Here is a 19,882-nt window from a genome sequence, read left to right as displayed (position 1 = left end):
ACGAACTCAGGGAACGTCCACATGGATTTCAATTTTACCGACGAACAAAACATGCTGCGGGACTCGATCGCAAAGCTCGTCCAGCAAAAGTATGATTTCGACACGCGTCGCAAGGCCATTCATTCCGACTTGGGCTGGCGGCCAGAGATCTGGGCAGAGATGGCTGAGATGGGTCTGATGATGGCCCCCCTTCCTGAGTCCATGGGCGGCCTCGGCGGCGGCGCTATCGACACACTCGTCATCATGGAAGAATTTGGCAAAGGCTTGGTTGTAGAGCCTTTCATCCCATCCGTTGTCGCCAGTGGCAATTTGTTGCGCCTGGCAGGCTCTGCCGCCCAACAAGAAGAACATGGTGGCCGCATCACCACGGGTGAGGGGATTTATGCCCTCGCCACCAGTGAGCCTAAGAGCCGCTATGATCTGGCAGATGTGTCAACCACCGCGAAAAAAGATGGCTCGGGCTACATTTTGAACGGCCATAAGTCGGTCGTGATTGGTGGCCCACAAGCCGACACGCTGATTGTTATCGCCCGTACGGCAGGTGGCCAGCGTGAGCGTGCAGGCTTGACCGCCTTCCTGGTGTCCAAGACCGCAGCCGGGGTTTCGACCAAGGATTACCCAACCGTCGACGGCTTGCGCGCCAGCGACGTCTATCTGGAAAATGTTTCGGTTGGCGCAGATGCCGTCATCGGCGCAGTCGATGGCATCTTGCCAGCGCTGGAAGAAACCCAAGACAATGTCATCGCCGCTTTGTGCGCCGAGGCAGTCGGCGGCATGCGCGTCGCCCATGCGATGACTGTCGATTATGCCCGCCAGCGCAAGCAGTTTGGCGTCGCCATCGGCTCGTTCCAAGTGCTTCAGCACCGCATGGTCGACATGTTCATGTGGACCGAGCAATCAACCTCCATGGCCTATCTCGCGGCCATCCGTTGCGGCGAAGATGATGTGCTGGAGCGGGCGAAGGCTTGCGCTGGGGCCAAGACCCAAATTGGTCGCGGTGGACGCTTTGTCGGCCAGAACGCCATCCAAATCTTTGGCGGTATGGGCATGACGGACGAATTGGCCATCGGCCATTACTTCAAGCGCTTGACCATGATCGACACCCAAGCCGGCAGCGCCGATTGGCATTTGAAGCGCTATGCCGCTTTGAGCGCCGGGGAAAAGGCTGCGGCTTAAGCTGCGGCGGCTCAATAGGATTACAAACGGAAAGGCCAGCCCAAAAGGCTGGCCTTTTTGCTGGTGATCGCGCGTGCAAACCCATCTCAGTCGACAGCTTGGCTCTGTCTCGACGCAAGCTCGCGGAGGTTGTTTTCATGATCTTCGCGCTTGAGGCGATAGGTCGACATGATTGCCAACATGGTCAACCACAGGAATAGGATGGTTGGCACATAGTAGAGCCCGAGGCGGGTTAGGGCTTCTTCGGGTATCTGGTCTGGCTTGACGCCCGCAGGGAATTGCGCGGCTGCCAAGACAAAGCCGGCCGTGATGACACCAAGTCCTTGCACCGACTTGCGAATGAAGGTCGATGCGGCAAAGAAAATGCCTTCGGACCGCCGCCCTGTCTTAATTTCTGCGTCTTCCACCAAATCTGCCAGCATGGATGCCGACAGGATTTGGAAGCAAATGATCAGCCCAGTATCAACCATATTGGCGAGCATGACGATCCAGAACAGGCTGGGGTCGCCATTTTCTGGCATGACTCCCAAAAGACGCAGCACGATGGGTAATGGTGCCCCCAAAAAGGCAACCAAGCCGATAATCATGGCACCCTGTTTCTTGCCGATGGACTTGGTCACAATCGGGGCCATGACAGCCCCGAGGATTGCGGAGACAAAGACACTGATGGTCAATAGTCCTGTCTGTTGGGGCGTAAACCCCCAAAAGAAGGAGGTGAAGTAAAAGGTCATGGACGCAGAGAGCCCCGACGCAATCGACCCGAAGATCGCCGCGAGAAACAAAGCAATGAACGATCGATTGGCCAAGGTTTCAAAAATCTCTTTGAACACCAAACCGATGGACAGACTGCGTTTGGGAGGCGGAGCCTTGAGATGAGCAATGCGTCGGTGAGTTCCCAGCGCGGAGACCATAATGGCTACAAAAATCAAACCAGAAGCGATCAAGCCATAGGTCGAATAGGCATCCTTATTGAACTGGCCATTTGGGATCGTGGGGGTCACAAACGCTGGAAACAGCACCACAAACATAATTACGGCCATCAAATTGCCGCCGGTCCAGCCAAAGAAAAAGCGGAGGCTGAGAAGCCCGCTGCGTTGGTCGTAATTGTCGCTTAACTCAGGGGCCAAGGCGGAACTGGGTGTTTCATAGAAAGTGATGCACGTTCTGATCAAAACAGAAATCACCAGCACATACCAAAACAAGGCCATATCCGACCAGCCTTCTGGCGGGTTCCATAGAAGGAAGAAGGACGCCGCAACCGGAAGCGCTGATGCATACATGAAGGGATGGCGACGACCCCATCTGGATCTAAAATTATCCGACCAATAGCCAACAACTGGATCGCTGAGCGCATCCAGAAATAAGGCAATCGTCATGGCAAGCCCGATAAGCCGCGCATCTACGCCCAGAACCTGGCTATAAAAAATCAATAAAAAGAAGCCAAACCCATTGTCCTTCACACCATAGGCAATGGCCCCAAAGCCATAGGAAATCTTCGTCGCCAAACTGGGTGGTGGGACACTCCCCTTCGTGTTTGTGGTGTCTGATGGAGAAAAAATCCCGTCTGTCATGTCCGCCCCCGCGATTTGCGCCTGCATCTGATCTGAAATCGTGGGCGCTTTTGATGGAATGTGGGCGCGTTTCTGGGCTTTGTAAATTCAGAAGCTTTAGATAGTTGGTTTTCGGCGGGTACGACATCAAACTCCCGTCATTGTATTTTGACCTTCCCGCCTGAGTCCCTGTAGGAGAGGGACAAGCTTGTTCTGCGTAGAATGACTAAGGAGTATCACATGGAATTCGATCAAGTTGTTTTGGGCCGTCGCAGTATCCGTGGCTATAAGCCCGATCCCGTTCCAAAAGCCTTGATCGAAGAGATTTTGGCGCTGGCTATGCGTGCGCCATCCTCGATGAACACCCAGCCTTGGAATTTCTATGTGCTAACCGGTGAGCCCTTGGACCGCATTCGCGCGGGCAATACAGAGCGTAATCTGGCAGGTGTGCCGCACTCGCGCGAGTTTCGTATTGGCCAAGCCTTTGCAGGCATACACCGCGACCGCCAAGTTGGCGTCGCCAAGCAATTGTTTGCCGCTATGGGTATTGCGCGCGAAGACCAAGTGATGCGGCAAGATTGGGTGCTGCGCGGCTTCCGCCAGTTTGATGCGCCGGTTTGTATTATCATCACCTATGACAAGGTCCTCGACGGCAGCGACGACACCCCGTTTGACTGCGGGGCCGTGGCAACGGCCTTGGTCAACGCGGCTTGGTCGCGGGGCCTAGGCACGGTCATCAACAGCCAAGGCATTATGCAATCGCCGGTGGTGCGCGAACATGCCGGCATTGCTGACGACCAAGTCATTATGAAGAGCATCGCCTTGGGCTGGCCCGACGAGAGCTTCCCTGCCAATGCGGTTGTCTCTGAGCGCAAGAGCGTGGCCGACGCCACCACCTTTGTTGGCTTCGACAGCTAAGCCTTTAAACTTGCTTAGTTTTCCTTCGTACACCGCGCGGGGCTTGGTGGGTTGCCGCATTCTCTCGCAAGATTTTTCCAGCCTACGCATTGGCCCGTCCGTTTTGACCGCCAGCCGGGGCCACCGCGACAGCCGCAACCGCTGCACCGCCCGACGCTAAAGTCTGAGGCATAGGTGATCCCGCCCTCAAAAGTCGTAGGCAGAAGGTGAATCGGCGAGGATTGGAGTTGCGCTGGGGCGCAAACCATGATGAGGGCGGCAACAAGCGTTTTGTAATGTGCGGTGTACATGTTATTACCTAAAGTTAGTATGAGACATAATGCAACTAAAATAATATTATGTCTAGCCGCTTTGGGTGGCCTAGTCGCGCTTGCCATGGCGGCTGGTGCGACCGCCTCGACAGGCGTGGTGCAAGGCCGGGCCTCGGTCATTGATGGCGATACGTTGGAAGTTCGTGGCGAACGCATTCGCCTATTTGGCATCGATGCCCCCGAATCCGCACAAACCTGTTTGGATGAATCAGGCAGAACCTATCGCTGTGGCCAGCGCGCGGCCTTTGCCTTGTCAGATAAAGTGGGTGCGCGTCCGGTCTCCTGTCAGCCCACTGGCAAGGACCGCTATGGCCGCATCGTGGCGCGCTGCTCGCTGGCCGGTGAGGACTTGCAAGCCTGGATGGTGCGCAATGGCCACGCACTCGCCTTCCTGCGTTATTCGAAAGCCTATCGCTCTCAAGAAGCCGAAGCCAAGGCGACTGGCGCGGGCATGTGGACAGGCAGTTTCGAGGCCCCGTGGGACTGGCGGCGCAGGCCAAAATCCTAAAAGGCTGAGGGGCTTAAAGGGCTAAGACGTGCACAGGTCCCGCACGCCGGCTTCAATCATCGGCCCGCGCTCTTGATGCTTGGCAAAAGCGCCAGCAGACGGCACTTCCTTGATCCGCTTGTTCGAACCCTCTGCGGCCAACGCCAAACCCGTGCGCGAGTAAGACCTGAAATCATAATCGGCCGCCATGGCGCGAATGGCGCGGCAATTGGGCGAGTTATATTGGGGGTCTTCCGGATTTGGTACCGAGCCCCACAGGCCAGAGGGTGACACACAGGCGCTGAGGAGGCACGCGCTGAGAAGTAAGGGCAAACAAATGATCGCTTTTTTCACGCGCTTAACCCTTCGCTCGGTGACAAGGCAGTTCCATCATAAGTATCTGTCGAGGATTGACAACCACATTTCTTGGCCGCTGTTACATCTGGGCAAAAGTAAGATGAAAGCAGGAAGAACGTGACTCTCAAACTGGCCGGTGCCATCAGCTTGATCTTGCTAGTCGGCCTCACCTTTTGGCTGTGGACGCCGGATCGGTCACGGGCAGAGCTTGAAGCGCGCTATCTCAACAGCCCCAGCGATCTCGTCGATCTGGGCGGATTTCGCCTGCATGTGCGCGACACCGGCCCCAAAAATGCGCCAACCCTCATTCTCCTGCACGGCTTTGGCTCTAGCTTACAGACGTGGGACGGCTGGGCGGGGCCGCTCGAGCGCGATTACCGCGTCGTGCGCTTAGACTTGCCCGGCGCAGGCCTATCCGACCCTGACCCGACGGGTGACTATACCGATGCCCGCACCCACGCGTTGATCCTAAAGCTGATGGATAGACTGAGCATTCAAAAGGCTGTCTTTATCGGTAATTCCCTAGGCGGCAGGCTAGCTTGGACCTTTGCCGCAAAGCATCCAGATCGTGTAACCAAGCTTGTCCTAATCTCGCCAGATGGCTTTGCCAGCCCCGGCTTCGCCTATGGCCAGAAGGCCGAGGTGCCCACCTTCTTGTCCGTCATGACCTTTGTGCTGCCCAAGGCGCTCTATCGGCCCAATATTGAGGCTGCCTATGCCGACCCCACGCGCCTGACAAAGGCCGTCTTCGACCGCTATTATGATCTGACACTGGCCCCGGGTAGTCGGGAAGCCATGCTCGCCCGGATGCAACAAACCGTCTTGGTCGACCCTCGTCCAATCCTGCCCACAATCACCCAGCCCGTCTTACTACTCTGGGGCCAGAAAGACGCTCTGATCCCGGTGGCCAATGCGCAAGATTATCGCAAAGCCCTGCCCAATGCGTCCTTGATCACGTTCGACAATCTGGGCCATGTGCCGCATGAAGAAGACGCGGCGGAGAGCCTTTTGCCATTGCTGGCGTTTTTGGCGGGGTAGGGGGTTGGGCCGCCCCCAACTTGCGCAGACAGACTTATCCAGCGGCTTTGAGGCAAGCGGCATGCGGCCTTGAGGCGTTCTAAGTCGAACTTGATCGCATCACTTCTATCCTTTGCCGCGCATTCAAGGGGGCAGCCATAGGTGGGAATAATGCAACTTATCACCCAGCATCACTTCAGATGTGGAGCGGACATTCCGCTTGGAGTGCACCTTTGCCAGTCAGGCACATATCTCTCGCCAAGCTCACGGTGCTTTCGAGAATTCCGGCGGCAAATTGGTCCAAATAGCGGCCACCACGAACAGAATGACGACGACGACGCCTACCAGCGTCTGAACTTCGCTATCTGGACGCTGTTTTACCATCAGAGCATAGTCTCGGTCCCAAGATGTCTTGCCCTCGCTGGTCAAAGTTTCATACGCACCCGCGAGCGTGAAAAAGTTCGCGATCGGTATCATCAGGAAATACGCGCGCACATAAACAGCGAACTCGCGCTTGAGTGCGATCCACAAGCCCATGGGCCGTCCGTCCAATTGGGTAATGCGAATGCCGAAAATCCATTTGCCCAATGTCGTTCCGCTATAGGCCATAAAAGGGATGTTGCCCAAGAAGCTAAACGCGGTTGTGAGAAGCGCCCTTGGAAAACTATAGGCTTGATCAACAAAGAATGGGGCCCAAAAGTCGGACTGATTTGGGGCCGTCGTGGTCATCGACAAGGTCCATGCGAAAACGAAGACAAATGCGTTTACATTCAGATCGATGGTGCGCGCGAAAAATCTGCGCCAAGGGTGGGGACTGGAATCCGTCCACCCGTCCCCTGGAGATGCTAACGGCGGAACTTCGATCAAGTGCGGGAAGGCCTCGACCATCTGCTTCCCTGTTTCCTGCCCCGCTTGTCGGACAAGGGTCTCACCAGACATGTGGCCATCACGATACAAGTCGATAAGCTCGGCTTCAGACACTGGCCCCAATTCTGCTTCGCCCATCTTATAGAACCACTGATCTGCTTCGCTCATCCCCGCCCTCTCGCTATGGTTGCATAACATGCAGCGATTTAATCCCAGCTGGCAAGAGGTGTAGCGCTTGGTCGCGGAGCCCAGCGCTGCGCTGCGCGCCGAAAAATGCTTTTGACGCGTTTGGGTGCAGGCTGAACCAGACCCAAACCGCGAGGTCGAGTGTGAGGCTAGGTGTTTGTGCCCCTCAAGGGTCAAAGTTCAGTTGATCTGAAAAATGGTGGGCGATACTGGGATTGAACCAGTGACCCCTGCAGTGTGAATGCAGTGCTCTTCCGCTGAGCTAATCGCCCGTCCGCAGGGCCATACGTGGCGCTGTGTGCGAGAGGCGGCGTCATGAAGGTTGAAGGCGGCAACGTCAAGAGGGCGATATGCCAATCATGATCTGGCGGCGCGCAAAAAAGATGTCAGAAATGGTGTTGAGGTTTAGCTGCGCTATCCCCAGATCCGTGCAGATGGGAATCAATTCTATGGGCAAGAGCTGACGCTAGGGCAGGTGATTTTTCGTTGATAACGTTCATTTCAACGATTTTTTGCCCTAAATCAACCTGCGCAATCGGTTCCATGCAAATTTGCAATGCACCTATGATGGGAGAAAATAAAGGTAACCGGCTTTAGTGATTCAGGGAAATTGTCCTGATTTAGCCAAAAAAATTCTGCATATATTGTGAAATGTGCAAGTTTCTACCGCGATTTTTCGCGATTTTGGGACATGTTGAGAAATTCTGATGTCAAGCCCTGTTTTGATGATTTTTTGGTGTTCGAAGTCCGCTCAAAATTCGTCGATTTTTGCCTTGAATGTGACAGGTTTGTGTAGTTAAAGCCGCCATCCAAAACAAACCGATGCTCGTTATGGGTTTGTCTCAACTAATCAATAACAGAAAAAATGAGGACCAAAATGGAAGGCGATTTTTGCACGAACGACGGCGCACGACGTTTGAAGCTGAAGATTCAAGAGTATTGGCGCGAGCGTGGCTATGACGTCAGCGTTGATCTGGTTGAAGAAGGTTTCGTGCCTGCGATGCGTTCGGGCCGTACCGATGTGCGCTCTGACATGGTGAATGGTTTGCCACGTCGTCGCGCCGCGACCGAAGCCGCATAAATCATTTTGTCAAAAGCTGCTCGATCAGATCGGGTAGCTCGTGATAATGATCGAATATAGCGTCCGCCCCCAAGGCGGACGCTTTTTCTATGGTGTACCCAAAAGTCGCCAATACCACGGGGATAGAGGCATTGCGCGCGGCCTGCAGGTCGGTGATGCTGTCGCCCACCATCAGCGCCCGCTCGACGCTGCCGCCGCTGGCTTCAATCGTATAGGTCAGATGGCGGCCATCGGGTTTGTTGACCCCGGCCTGCCCATTGGCGACGATGGCTTTGAAATAGCGCACCATATCAAAGGCCTCCAGCACGGGTTGGGCCAGATGCGCGGGCTTATTGGTGCAAACGCTTAAGATCGCGCCCTTGGCCGAAAGCTCTTCCAGCACCTCAATCACGCCATCAAATGGCAGGCTTTCTTGCGTCAGGCCCGCTTGATAGACCTCGAGGAAATGGGCGACATGTTTGGCCAAAGTCTCATCATCAAAATCAATCCCGGCTGCAAGGCCTGCTTTAACTACCAAGGCCCGCGCGCCCTGGCCGATCATGCCGCGCACGCTGGTCAAAGAAATTTCGGGCAGGCCGGCGCGCACCATCACCGCATTGGTCGCGCGCACAAGGTCTGGCGCGGTATCGACCAAGGTACCGTCTAGATCAAAGGAGATCGCCAGCCCATCTATTCCGCGCATTTCCCATCATCCTTTGGTTCATCGACAAGGCCACTCAGAAAGGATTTTTCTGCGGCGCCTCTGGCCTGTCTGCCCGTTCGACGGCTAGAAGGCTAGACGTTTGGGCACAAGCCGAATCAGCACTTGCATCCTGGAAGGAAATCCCATGTCTCGCGCGCGCGCCGCCATCATTCTTGCAGCTGGACACGGCACCCGCATGAAGTCGAGCCTGTCGAAAGTCCTCCACCCCGTGGGCGGTCGCCCGATGATGGCGTGGACGATTGCTTTGGCTAAAAGCTTGGGCTGCGAGAAGATCATTGTGGTGGTCGGCAGCCATAATCCTGATGCCAAGCTGGTGGCCGAAGCCAGCCTCGGCCCCGGCACCACAGCGCTGCAGGATCCCCCGCTCGGCACCGCCCACGGCGTAAATGCGGCTAAGGACGCGTTGAAAGGCTTTGAGGGCGATGCCATCGTGCTCTATGCCGACACGCCCCTGATCCGGACCGAGACCGCCGCCCAAGTATTTGACAGCCTTGAGCAAGGCTATGCCGTCTCAGTTCTGGGCTTTGAGGCCGCAGACCCCGGTGCCTATGGCCGCTTGATCCTGAATGTGGCTGGCGATCTTGATGCGATTGTCGAGGCTAAAGAGGCCAGCCCAGAACAACTCGCCGTGCGCTTGTGTAATTCCGGCGTGCTGGCCGCCCCCGCGCCATTGCTGTTGGAGCTGTTGTCTGAGGTCAAGAATGACAATGCCAAGGGCGAATATTATCTGACCGATGTGGTTGCCCTTGCCCGCGCCCGCGGCCTGCGCGCCACGGCTGTACCCGGTACCGAAGATGAGGTCTTGGGCGTCAATAGCCGGGTGGAGCTGGCCCAAGCTGAAGCCCAATTCCAAGCGCGCAAACGCCATGAGGCAATGGTCGCAGGGGTGACCCTAACCGCGCCAGACACGGTCTATTTCGCCCATGATACCGAGATCGCCAATGATGTGACGGTTGAGCCTCATGTCGTGTTTGGCCCGAAAGTGGTGGTGGAGACTGGGGCAATCATTCGCGCCTTCTCGCATTTGGAAGATTGCGTGATCCGCAAAGGGGCTTTGATCGGCCCCTATGCCCGGATCCGCCCGGGCAGCGACATTGGCGAGAATGCCCATATCGGCAATTTCGTTGAGACAAAAAAGGCCAAGATTGGGGCAGGGGCCAAGGCCAATCATCTGACCTATCTTGGCGATGTTACCGTGGGGGCCAAGACCAATATTGGAGCAGGCACCGTCACCTGTAATTATGATGGGTTTGACAAATATCACACCGAAATCGGCGCCAATGCCTTTATCGGGTCCGACACCATGTTGGTTGCCCCTGTCACCATTGGTGAGGGTGCGATGACGGGGTCAGGCTCTACCATCACCAAGGATGTGCCGCCGGGCGCTTTGGGGCTAGAGCGCGCCGATCAGCGTAATCTCGACGGCTGGGCAACCAAATTCCGCGCCCGCAAGGCTGCCGCTAAAGCGCTGAAATCCAAGGGGGAGGGCGCGTGACCGGCCCCGACTTTGCCAAGATGCAGGCCGCCGCCGCAGCCCTTGAATATGTCGAAGATGGCATGATCGTAGGTCTGGGCACTGGCTCTACCGCCAATCACTTCATCTCCATGCTAGGCGAGCGCGTGCGCGAGGGCCTGACCATTGGTGCCATCCCAACCTCTGAAGCCAGCCGCCGCCTCGCGGCCAGCCTTGGCATACCACTGATCGAAGTTGACCAAGCCGACCGGATTGACGTGACCGTCGATGGCGCTGATGAGGTCGATCAATATCTGAACTTGCTCAAGGGCGGGGGCGGGGCCTTATTGCGGGAAAAAATCATCGCGCATGCGACGGACCATCTGGTCGTGATTGCCGATAAGTCTAAGCTGGTCAATGATTTAGGCGCATTTCCTCTGCCCGTAGAGGTTACGAGCTTTGGCTTTACCATCACTGCGAAAAAAGTGTTTGATGCCCTGCGCGGCACTGGCTGTAGAACCGCCGATATCAAGCTGCGCGAAGCCGGTGCCCCCGGCCGACCCTTCATCACCGACAATGGCAATTACATCCTAGACTGCGCCTGCGGCCATATCCCCGACGCAGCCGCCACCTCTGCCGCCCTCAACGCCATTCCAGGCGTCGTCGAAAACGGCATCTTCCTCGCCTTTCCGCGCACCGTCCGCACCGTGCTGTTCGGGCATGATGATGGGGTGGATATGGTGGAGGTTTAGGGGGCACCGCACTTCTGCCCTGCCGCCTTGACGCGTGATCGCTTTGTCGTCAAAAACAACCTATGGATTTAGACTATTTCTTGGACCGCTGGTCGGGCCGAGAAGGTGGTGCTGAACGAGCGAATTATCAGGCGTTTTTAAGTGAGTTGACGGAAGTGCTTGGGGTGGCGAGGCCAGACCCTTCTGCGGCAACGACTGAGTTGAATGATTATGTGTTCGAGCGGGCTGTGCGGCCCGTGGGGCAGCCTAATGCGCAGCCTAAGCGCATCGACTTGTATAAGCGCGACCACTTCATCCTTGAGGCCAAGCAAAGCCGCTGGCGCGTCGATAATGCCAAATATGTGCCCAATTACGAGCAACTGACACTGCCGTCGCTGGAGGCCACGACTGCCATCACGCGCAAGCCTGCGTGGGATGCGTTGATGCGCAATGCCTTCACCCAAGCTTGTGACTATGTGGCCATGTTGCCGCCCGATCATAAGGCCCCGCCTTTCTTGATCGTGGCTGATGTGGGCCGATGTTTGGATGTCTATGCCGATTGGACCGGGACTGGCCGGGGCTATTCGTCCTTTCCAGACCGTCTGAACAATCGCATTTTACTCGATGATTTGCGCGACGAGGCAGTTCGCAAGCGCCTTGCGGCGATTTGGATAGACCCGCATAGTCTTAACCCAGCCACGCGCGCCGCCGTTGCCACACGCGAAATCGCCGTCCGGCTGGCCGAAGTGTCGAAGTCCTTGGAAGCCAAATCCTATGCCCCAGAAGACGTCGCTTTGTTCCTCATGCGCTGCATCTTCACCATGTTTGCCGAAGATGTCGGCCTTTTGCCGCCCAAAAGCTTCACAGACCTTCTGACGCGCAGCCTTGAAAAGCCCGATCGCTTTGCACGAAACCTGAAGGACTTATGGCAAGCGATGGATAAGGGCGGCGATAGCCTCGCCATTGATGCCAAAGTGCGCCATTTCAATGGTGGGCTATTTGCCTCCACCACTGTGTTTGACTTAGAGCGGGCTGAGATTGGGGAATTGCTGGCCGCGGCCAGCAAGAATTGGCGTGAGGTGGAGCCCGCCATTTTTGGCACCTTGTTGGAACAAGCGCTCGACCCCAAAGAGCGGGCACGACTGGGCGCCCATTTCACCCCGCGCCCCTATGTGGAACGATTGGTGGAGGCCACCATTCTGGGCACCCTCAAAGAGGATTGGGACCATGTGTTGCGTAAAGCCGAACATGCCAAATCTGAAGGCGATGGGGAGCGGGCCATCAGCCTTGTGAAGGCTTTTCACCACGAGCTTTGCAGTCTTCACGTGCTGGATCCTGCCTGTGGAACGGGCAATTTCCTCTATGTCGCCTTGGACTTGATGAAGCGCCTGGAGGGCGAAGTCCTCAATGCGATGGAGGCTTTGGGCGGCCAAGAGGGCTTGGCCTTTTTGAAGGGGGAGGGCGTGACGCCCGACCAATTCTTGGGCCTAGAAGTCAATCCGCGCGCGGCCAGCATTGCCGAGCTTGTGTTGTGGCTGGGCCATCTTCAGCAGCATTACCGCAACCGTGAGGGCCATCCGGCAGAGCCGATCTTGCAAGCTTTTGGCAATATCACAAAAATGGATGCGGTCTTGCGCTGGGACGGCTATCCCGTGCCGCAGGTCATCAGCGGGGCGGAGGCCTATCCCAATCCGCGCCAACCCGCTTGGCCAGAGGCTGAATTCATCATTGGCAATCCGCCCTTTATTGGGGGCAAGGATATTCGGGCCAATTTGGGTGGCCCCTATACCGAAGCCCTGTGGAAAGCCCATCCGGCGATGAATGATAGCGCGGATTTGGTGATGTATTGGTGGGATCGCGCCGCACAAATTCTGACGGCCAAGAACAGCCGCCTGCGTCGCTTTGGCTTTGTGACCACCAATTCCATCACCCAAGTGTTTCAGCGCCGCGTGGTGGAGCGCCACTTAAGCGGCAAATCGCCCCTCTCCATCCTGTTCGCCATTGCCGATCATCCTTGGACCAAAGCCACCAAGGACGCCGCCAGCGTGCGCATTGCCATGACGGTGGCCCAAGCGGGCACGCATGAAGGCAAAGTGCTGAAAGTGTTGCACGAAGCGGGGCTTGAGACCGACACACCCCAGATTCAGGTGGTGGAGAAATTCGGACGTGTGAATCCTGACCTGACGATTGGGGTGGATTTGAGCAAGGCGCTCGCACTGCGCGCCAATGAGGGCCTAGCGAGCCGGGGCGTGGCCTTGCACGGTAGCGGCTTCATCGTCACGCCGAAGGAGGCGCAATTTTTGGGTCTCGGGGCCCGTTCCGGTCTTGAGACGCACATTCGTCCTTATCGGAATGGTAAGGACATCATGGGGCGATCACGCAATTTGATGGTGATTGATCTGTTCGGTTTAGAGGAGTCCGAGGTCCGCCAGCAGTTTCCCGAAGTGTATCAACATATGCTACTGCAGATTAAGCCTGATCGAGACAACAATAATCGCGCGTCTTATAGGGATAATTGGTGGATACACGGGGAACCGAGAAAAGACCTTCGTCCAGCGCTCGAGGGGCTTCCCCGCTATATCGTCACTGTCGAAACATCCAAACACCGCGTGTTTCAATTCCTCGACGCGAGTATTTTGCCGGATAACAAATTGATTGCTGTTGGCTCTGATGCTCCAGACGTACTTGGTATCCTATCCAGCCGAGCCCATTATCTTTGGTACATTGCTAACTCAGGCATGCTGGGCGTTTATGATCGCGAAGCGGTCTATGTAAAATCCCGCTGTTTCGACCCTTTCCCATTCCCTGACGCCACAGACGCGCAAAAGGCCATGATTGGGGCCATTGCCGAGGAGTTGGACGCCACGCGCAAGCTTGTGCTGGCTGAAAACCCTGATTTGACGCTGACGGGCCTCTATAATCTTCTCGAAAAAATCCACGCTCTAGCACCTGAAGAAGAAGACCAAGCCAGACGTGCCCGCGTCTATATCTTGCAGCATTTGCATCAGCGCTTGGATGCCGCCGTGGCCGAAGCTTATGGCTGGCCAGCGGATTTGGGTGAGCAAGAGATATTGGGTCGCCTCGTGGCGCTCAATCAGGCGCGTCGGGCAGAAGAAGCCAAGGGGAAGGTGCGTTGGTTACGACCCGATTTTCAAATTTCCCGCTTTGGCAGAGCTGGCGATACACGCACCACGGGGGAATTGGACTTGGGCCTACCCAGCCTGCCTGCTGGCACAAGCCTTCCCATCTGGCCAAAAGATCGCGACTCCCAGCCCTTTGAAGTGGAAAGCGCCGTCCGCGACTTGGGCGAAGACGTCACCGCATCACAATTGGCACGCGTCTTTAAAGGCGGCGGCAAACGAATTGAACCCCGCGTCAGCCAAATCCTCCTGACCCTTGCCACCTATGGCCGCATTCAACGCACCAGCGACGGGCGCTACCGCGCCTAACCCCCAACCACACCCTCCACCTAGCAATCAGCCGCCCCGCGCCCTACATGCATGGCCACCACTTCCAACGAAAGCTGACCTGCCATGACCGACGCGACCGCCTATGATTTTGACCTGTTTGTCATTGGTGCGGGCTCTGGGGGTGTGCGGGCGGCGCGGATGAGTGCGGCTTATGGGGCCAAAGTGGCGGTGGCGGAAGAATATCGCATTGGCGGCACCTGCGTCATCCGCGGTTGTGTGCCTAAGAAGCTTCTGATCTATGCTTCAGAATTTGGTCATGAGATGGCCGATATTGCGCCTGGTTATGGCTGGACGTTTGAAGGCGCGAAGTTTGACTGGCCGACGCTGCGTGACAATGTGGGCGCAGAGGTTGACCGCTTGAGCGGCATTTATGCGCGCAATCTGCGTAATTCTGGCGTCACCATCTTTGAAGCGCGCGCCGAGATCACCGGCCCTAATAGCGTGAAGCTCTCTACCGGTGAGACCTTGACCGCGAAAGTCATTCTGATCGCGACGGGCGGCAAACCGTCTGTCCCCACCGATGTGCCGGGGATTGAGCATGCGATCACCTCGAATGAAATCTTCCTCTTAGAGGCGCTACCCAAGTCGATCCTGATCGCAGGGGGCGGCTATATCGCCGTTGAATTTGCCTTTTTGTTGAAGGGCTTGGGCGTCGATGTAACGCTTCTTTATCGTGGCGATACGGTGCTGCGCGGCTTTGATGACGATGTGCGCTTGCATGTGCATGGCGAGCTGAAGCGCAAGGGCATTCGGGTGGTGACCCATACGGTGCTCACCCAAGTCGACAAGACCGATGCAGGCCTTGCCGCCCATCTGGCTAATGGCCAGACCATCCACGCAGACGCCCTGATGCTGGCCGTGGGCCGCGACCCCTATAGCGAGGGTCTGGGCTGTGAGGCGGCGGGCGTGGAACGTCAGGCCAATGGTGCGATCAAGGTCGATGATTATTCACAAACCTCTGTGCCCTCGATCTATGCGGTGGGCGATGTCACCAATCGGATGAATTTGACGCCGGTGGCGATCCGGGAAGGGGCGTGCTTTGCCTCGACCGTGTTTGGCGGCATGCCGATGGCCTTTGACCATGATACGATTGCCACGGCGGTCTTCTCACAACCGCCTACAGGCACGGTCGGCCTGTCAGAGGCCGACGCGCGGGCAAAATATGGCCCAGTCGATATTTATAAGACCACCTTCCGGCCCATGCGCTATGTCATGCCCAATGACGAGACGCGCATGTTGATGAAGCTGATCGTGCGGCCATCGGATCAAGTCGTGATTGGCTGTCACATTGTCGGGCCAGATGCGGCGGAGATCATCCAAGCTGTCGGCATTGCGGTCAAACACGGGCTGACGAAGGCGCAGTTCGACGCTACCTGCGCCGTCCACCCCACGGTCGCTGAAGAGTTAGTGACGATGAAAGACAAGTGGGTCGCACCCATCCTGTAAGTTTGACAGAACTATCTGTCTATTTTTCGTGTGTGTTAGGCAAATTGTAACCCGTGGAAGTTACCCATGGGTAGTGTCTTTGTGCGTGCTCTATCCACACCGAGAATAAGGCAAGGTGGCGATGCGCCCAACTAATCAGAGCAGAACAGCCTCGATCCTTCTGGCTGAATCCAACCCCCAAATCCGCACGGCCATTCGGTCTGTTCTTCTTCACTACCAATTTAGCAATGTCACAGAAGCGTCTGATTCAAAGGCCTTTATCGATTCCATCCGATCAGCACCTTATGGGGTGATTTTGCTGGATTCGGGTATTCCCAATCTAGATGCAGTCGCCGTCACCCGCTTTATCCGGTCAGGTAAGCTGGGGATTAATCGCACGGCGATTATCATCCTCCTCGCCCATCGTAGTGACATGACCTTCGTGTATGAGGCGCGCGAAGCTGGTGTCACAGAGCTTGTGGTCAAGCCATTTTCAAGTTCTGTACTGATGACGCGCCTCGTCGGTGCGTTGGAAAAGCCCCGACCCTTTATCACGTCTGATGGCTATAATGGCCCATGTCGACGCACGGGGCGGGTGGAACCTGATATTGAACCGCCGAAACAGCGGATCGAAGATCAAGGGGTGACGCGAAACGAAGAGCTTGTCATCCTCTCGCGCGACGCATCTTGACCATCCCTAGCCGAATAAAGCGACCGTTTGGCGGCAGGCTAAGAGGGGCTTGCCGTCGGAGGCCCATAGATAGGAATTTTGCGCCGAATAGCCGTCCGCAATCGCCTCGCTCTTGAGGTTGGCCGCATACCAGCCATCAGGGCTTGTGTGCTGGTCTGATAGGAAGTCGACCATCCAGGTCATGGTGCTAAGGGGCGTGAAGCTATCAAACAGACTAAGCGCGGCAGGTGGCGGCGCATCGGCCAGGGCCAGAAGCGTGGCTTCGGCGAAATCCTCATGGCTATCGAGCGCCTTCAGCCACCAGCAGATATCGGCGTCTGTCGCGCCAGAGATAGGCAAAGCGCCTTTTGCGACGCGCATGTCGAAATGATCGGTAAAGTGGGGCAATACCCGATCCTTGGGCTTGGGGCGAAAGACATCATCGGGCGTTGGCAGGCTGGGCATCTCGAGCAGCACTTGCCGCTTGGCCGAAACCCGACTGGCCCCGAAACAGAAAGTCGCATGTACGCCAAAGCCTGCTTCGCTCGTCAGATCAGCCGTCACAAAGGCCGCAGACTTGCCCTGCCGCAACATAGCGGGGCGAATATGCACGTCGCCCGCACTAGGGCCTGCAAAAGCAATCAAAGCGGAGCGCAGGGGTGGCAAGTCTGGAAACGCAAGTCGCACCGCACGCAGGCAGAGGGCGGCTGAAATCCCGCCATAAAGGGTGCGGCCCTGCATCCAATCTGGGCCAACATTGACGTGATACTGCCCGTCTGTTTCGGCCATTTGGCCCAGCAAGGTGTCAAAGCGGGTCGGGGCTGGCATTTCACTCATGCGGACAATGCCTCTTCCACTTGGCCCAAGCGGTCCTTGCCGAAATAAAGCTCGCCCGCAACAAAGAAGCTGGGGATGCCAAATACGCCTCGGGCGACAGCGCCCTCGGTATTGGCGACGAGGGTCGCTTTGACGTCAGGTTCTGCGGTTGCCGCCATTAGGGCAGTGCCGTCTAGGCCTGCTTGGGTCAAAACTTCTGCAATCACGGCCTGATCATCCATTTTCAAGCCATCTTCCCAAAAGCCCTTGAGAACTGCTTCCAGATAAGGCGTGCCGACGCCTGCAGCTTGGGCGGCGATCAGACCACGGATGGCGTGAATGGAATTCAGCGGGAAGTGTGGGTTCATTTTAAAGGCGGTCAACTTGTGCCGCGCGATAAAGCGGCGCATCTCCAGCATCTCATAATCCATCTTGCCTTTGATGCCGCCAAACGCCACCATCGGGGCTTGGTTGCTGGTGGCTTTGAAAATGCCCCCCAACAGGCAAGGCGTGATGACAAGCTCTGCGCCGGTTGCTGCCAGAATTGGCCCTAAAGCATGATAGGCCAAATAGGCATTTGGGCTTGCAAAGTCGAAAATAAATTCAAGCTGTTTCATCTTTTCCTCACCAGGTTTCGCTGCCAGGCCGCAGATCCAATTCATGTGTCCAAGCACATTTATTCTGGCTCCACAGCCAGACCCAATTCTTCGCGGCTTCATCGACTTGGATGATGTCGCCCTTTGCTAAGCGCGCCTCATAATCAGGGAGTAGACCTTTGATAAAGCCGCCTTCGACCATGCCATCTAAGATCACATGGGCAACATGCAGACCCTTTGGCCCAAGTTCGCGCGCCAAACTCTGCGCCAAGGCGCGCAAGGCATGTTTGGCCCCAGCGAATGCCGAGAAGCCTTCCCGACCCCGAAAGCTCGCCGTAGCGCCGGTAAAAATAATGGTACCGCGACCGCGGGGGCTCATCACGCGCGCTGCCTCGCGCCCGGCCACAAAGCCAGCAAAGGCCGCCATCTCCCAGACCTTTTGATAGACGCGCGAGGTAGTCTCGGTGATGGAAAAGCGTACATTTGCCCCAATGTTGAACGCCACCACTTCCAGATCGCCAAGTTCGGCCTCGATCTTGTTGATCAAAGCCACCATCGGCTCTTCTTCGCGCGCATCAATACCAAAGGCGTGGGCTTGGCCGCCTTGATCGCGGATGGATTGAGCCAAGGCCTCCAAACTATCGAGGTTACGCGGCCGGCGCGTCATGCATACAATCATGCCCTGGGCAGCAAAGGCGCGCGCGATGGCGCCGCCAAGACCATCGCCAGCCCCGACAACCAGACAAACTTTCGCGCGCTCTTCCGTCATGCTTGCTTTTTCCTTGGTCAGACGATTATAGTCAGTCCATAAATTAAACGCACTTAAAGGGTGGCGCTGGCCAGCGTCAATTGCCTCCGCAACGTCAACTGAGAGAGAATTTGCACATGCGTTGGAGCGAGCTTGAGTCTGCCGATTGTCCGATCGCCCGGGCCTTGAGCATTTTGGGGGACCGCTGGACCCTGATGATCCTGCGCGACTGCTTCTTTGGCGTCCATCGGTTTGAAGCGTTTCAAGCTAATCTCGGCATATCGCGCACGATTTTGCGCGACCGTCTGGCGCATTTGGTTCAGGCCGGTATTTTAGTCCAGCGCCCCTATCAGGATCGCCCGGTCCGTTATGATTATGTGCTGAGTGCCAAGGGCAAAGCGCTCAATGGCGTCATGCTGATGCTGGGCGAATGGGGGCGGACTGCCGTTGACGGCCAACCCGAAACCCAAATCCGCCATCGCCACCAAACCTGCGGCCACGTGCTGACGCCTTATGTCGCTTGTGCTGCGTGCGGGGAAGAAGTGGTGGCGAAGGATGTCCGCGCGGTGCGGGCAGCGTGAGGGCTGGCCCCTGCCGCTTCGCCGCCTGCGCGGATGCTGCCGAAGGAAGGGAGGCCGACTATGCCTAGGTCGCGTTCTTACCCCGCACTATGCTTAAGCGGCCTCAAATTCTTCTGAAGCAATTTGCCAGAGTAAATCTGCTTGGGTCCAGCGGTCATAGGCATCGCCACCTGTGCCATCACTCTGTGCTTGATGCGCATAATAGAGCCAATGGGTTTGACCGCCGAAGGCCACTTTGTAAGGCAAAAGTTCAATCGCAAAGATCAAAACATTCTTGTGGTCAGAAGCCGCTTTGAACGCGGTAAAACAGCGTCGCCACATCTCGCGAAAATGGACAACAAAGGGGCGCTGATCGCCTGGGGCGATGCTAACTTGGGCATGGCACGCGTCTGCGATCCTGCCGTGCAGGAAACGAACCCGCTCAAAAATTGGCATCAAGAAGTCAAACTTGGCTTCAATGTCCCCATAGGTCATCTCATGGCCGCAATAATAGTGCGACAAGTCCGCGTTGAACCTGACCTCTGGAAAGCGCCCAACCATATCGACCGTCCGACGGATGTCTTGGGTTATCGTCGCGCGGTGGGTCTCAATATAGAGGGGATAATCATGCTGCGCCGAGGCCTCCAAAACGGCCCCAACCAAACGATCCATTTCTAAATCTGTCTCAAGGCCGGTGCCGACATGTAAGGTGGTCGCGTCTAGGCCTAATTCATGGTGCTGTTTGGCGATGGAAGCCGCG

General features: G+C 56.6%; 19 protein-coding genes and 1 tRNA gene. 11 read left to right on the top strand and 9 right to left on the bottom strand.

Annotated features, from left to right (window positions below; all coding sequences use genetic code 11):
* Nucleotides 1–21 precede the first annotated feature (21 nt).
* Complete coding sequence (locus ACOVRA_RS01420; RefSeq protein WP_421718753.1) at nucleotides 22–1,176, top strand: acyl-CoA dehydrogenase family protein; 1,155 nt, start codon at nucleotides 22–24, stop codon at nucleotides 1,174–1,176.
* 86 nt (nucleotides 1,177–1,262) lie between these two features.
* On the opposite strand, the gene ACOVRA_RS01415 is transcribed toward ACOVRA_RS01420, so the two are convergent.
* Nucleotides 1,263–2,747 (bottom strand): MFS transporter, encoded by a 1,485-nt coding sequence (locus ACOVRA_RS01415; RefSeq protein WP_421718752.1) that lies wholly within the window; start codon nucleotides 2,745–2,747, stop codon nucleotides 1,263–1,265.
* A 219-nt stretch (nucleotides 2,748–2,966) separates the two neighbouring features.
* Here ACOVRA_RS01415 and ACOVRA_RS01410 point away from each other — a divergent pair, with 219 nt between their 5' ends.
* Complete coding sequence (locus tag ACOVRA_RS01410) at nucleotides 2,967–3,644, top strand: nitroreductase (RefSeq protein WP_298226281.1); 678 nt, start codon at nucleotides 2,967–2,969, stop codon at nucleotides 3,642–3,644.
* Between the two features lie 309 nt (nucleotides 3,645–3,953).
* A complete protein-coding gene (locus ACOVRA_RS01405; RefSeq protein ID WP_421718751.1) occupies nucleotides 3,954–4,463 on the top strand; it encodes a thermonuclease family protein in 510 nt (169 codons plus the stop codon).
* Between the two features lie 21 nt (nucleotides 4,464–4,484).
* Here ACOVRA_RS01405 and ACOVRA_RS01400 read toward each other — a convergent pair whose 3' ends face one another.
* Nucleotides 4,485–4,796, bottom strand: coding sequence for a hypothetical protein (locus ACOVRA_RS01400; protein ID WP_290804832.1), 312 nt, complete (start codon nucleotides 4,794–4,796; stop codon nucleotides 4,485–4,487).
* Nucleotides 4,797–4,916: 120 nt separating this feature from the next.
* Between ACOVRA_RS01400 and ACOVRA_RS01395 the strand changes: the two genes are divergently transcribed.
* Entirely contained in the window at nucleotides 4,917–5,837 is a 921-nt protein-coding gene (locus tag ACOVRA_RS01395; protein ID WP_421718750.1) for an alpha/beta fold hydrolase, read from the top strand.
* A gap of 243 nt (nucleotides 5,838–6,080) precedes the next feature.
* On the opposite strand, the gene ACOVRA_RS01390 is transcribed toward ACOVRA_RS01395, so the two are convergent.
* Nucleotides 6,081–6,851, bottom strand: coding sequence for an RDD family protein (locus ACOVRA_RS01390; protein ID WP_421718749.1), 771 nt, complete (start codon nucleotides 6,849–6,851; stop codon nucleotides 6,081–6,083).
* Nucleotides 6,852–7,066: 215 nt separating this feature from the next.
* Nucleotides 7,067–7,141 (bottom strand) — tRNA-Val (locus ACOVRA_RS01385).
* Between the two features lie 605 nt (nucleotides 7,142–7,746).
* Here ACOVRA_RS01385 and ACOVRA_RS01380 point away from each other — a divergent pair.
* Complete coding sequence (locus tag ACOVRA_RS01380) at nucleotides 7,747–7,950, top strand: hypothetical protein (protein ID WP_290804814.1); 204 nt, start codon at nucleotides 7,747–7,749, stop codon at nucleotides 7,948–7,950.
* Between the two features lies 1 nt (nucleotide 7,951).
* Here ACOVRA_RS01380 and ACOVRA_RS01375 read toward each other — a convergent pair whose 3' ends face one another.
* Nucleotides 7,952–8,632 carry an HAD-IA family hydrolase gene (locus ACOVRA_RS01375; RefSeq protein WP_421718748.1) on the bottom strand — a complete coding sequence of 227 codons (681 nt, stop codon included), beginning with the start codon at nucleotides 8,630–8,632 and terminating at the stop codon, nucleotides 7,952–7,954.
* Nucleotides 8,633–8,777: 145 nt separating this feature from the next.
* Between ACOVRA_RS01375 and glmU the strand changes: the two genes are divergently transcribed.
* The 5 genes from glmU (at nucleotide 8,778) to ACOVRA_RS01350 (ending at nucleotide 16,423) form a co-directional block, all read left to right on the top strand.
* Nucleotides 8,778–10,148, top strand: a complete 1,371-nt coding sequence (gene glmU / locus ACOVRA_RS01370; protein ID WP_421718747.1) for a bifunctional UDP-N-acetylglucosamine diphosphorylase/glucosamine-1-phosphate N-acetyltransferase GlmU — start codon at nucleotides 8,778–8,780, stop codon at nucleotides 10,146–10,148.
* The gene (rpiA, locus tag ACOVRA_RS01365; RefSeq protein ID WP_421718746.1) at nucleotides 10,145–10,858 is read left to right on the top strand and encodes a ribose-5-phosphate isomerase RpiA; all 714 of its coding nucleotides are present in this window, start codon (nucleotides 10,145–10,147) and stop codon (nucleotides 10,856–10,858) included. The genes glmU and rpiA overlap by 4 nt, the downstream gene beginning before the upstream one ends.
* A gap of 62 nt (nucleotides 10,859–10,920) precedes the next feature.
* On the top strand, nucleotides 10,921–14,286 hold the full coding sequence (locus ACOVRA_RS01360) for a class I SAM-dependent DNA methyltransferase (protein WP_421718745.1): 3,366 nt from the start codon (nucleotides 10,921–10,923) through the stop codon (nucleotides 14,284–14,286).
* Nucleotides 14,287–14,370: 84 nt separating this feature from the next.
* Complete coding sequence (gor, locus tag ACOVRA_RS01355; protein WP_421718744.1) at nucleotides 14,371–15,753, top strand: glutathione-disulfide reductase; 1,383 nt, start codon at nucleotides 14,371–14,373, stop codon at nucleotides 15,751–15,753.
* Between the two features lie 121 nt (nucleotides 15,754–15,874).
* On the top strand, nucleotides 15,875–16,423 hold the full coding sequence (locus ACOVRA_RS01350; protein ID WP_421718743.1) for a response regulator: 549 nt from the start codon (nucleotides 15,875–15,877) through the stop codon (nucleotides 16,421–16,423).
* A 6-nt stretch (nucleotides 16,424–16,429) separates the two neighbouring features.
* Here ACOVRA_RS01350 and ACOVRA_RS01345 read toward each other — a convergent pair whose 3' ends face one another.
* From ACOVRA_RS01345 to ACOVRA_RS01335, 3 genes are read right to left on the bottom strand one after another with little or no spacing between them, the layout of a single operon-like run.
* Nucleotides 16,430–17,239, bottom strand: a complete 810-nt coding sequence (locus ACOVRA_RS01345) for a thioesterase family protein (RefSeq protein WP_421718742.1) — start codon at nucleotides 17,237–17,239, stop codon at nucleotides 16,430–16,432.
* On the bottom strand, nucleotides 17,236–17,835 hold the full coding sequence (locus tag ACOVRA_RS01340; RefSeq protein ID WP_421718741.1) for a 2-hydroxychromene-2-carboxylate isomerase: 600 nt from the start codon (nucleotides 17,833–17,835) through the stop codon (nucleotides 17,236–17,238). The genes ACOVRA_RS01345 and ACOVRA_RS01340 overlap by 4 nt, the downstream gene beginning before the upstream one ends.
* A 7-nt stretch (nucleotides 17,836–17,842) precedes the next feature.
* Nucleotides 17,843–18,583, bottom strand: a complete 741-nt coding sequence (locus ACOVRA_RS01335) for an SDR family NAD(P)-dependent oxidoreductase (RefSeq protein WP_421718740.1) — start codon at nucleotides 18,581–18,583, stop codon at nucleotides 17,843–17,845.
* A gap of 116 nt (nucleotides 18,584–18,699) precedes the next feature.
* Between ACOVRA_RS01335 and ACOVRA_RS01330 the strand changes: the two genes are divergently transcribed.
* Nucleotides 18,700–19,143 carry a winged helix-turn-helix transcriptional regulator gene (locus ACOVRA_RS01330; RefSeq protein WP_346382415.1) on the top strand — a complete coding sequence of 148 codons (444 nt, stop codon included), beginning with the start codon at nucleotides 18,700–18,702 and terminating at the stop codon, nucleotides 19,141–19,143.
* Nucleotides 19,144–19,236: 93 nt separating this feature from the next.
* Here ACOVRA_RS01330 and ACOVRA_RS01325 read toward each other — a convergent pair.
* On the bottom strand, nucleotides 19,237–19,882 hold a 646-nt coding region (locus ACOVRA_RS01325; protein ID WP_421718739.1), incomplete at its 5' end, for a hypothetical protein.

It is taken from the genome of Aquidulcibacter sp. (genome assembly GCF_049239865.1).
Taxonomy (GTDB): Bacteria; Pseudomonadota; Alphaproteobacteria; order Caulobacterales; family Aquidulcibacteraceae; genus Aquidulcibacter.
Note: the sequence above shows the minus strand (reverse complement) of the source record. Positions and strands in the feature narration are given on the sequence as shown.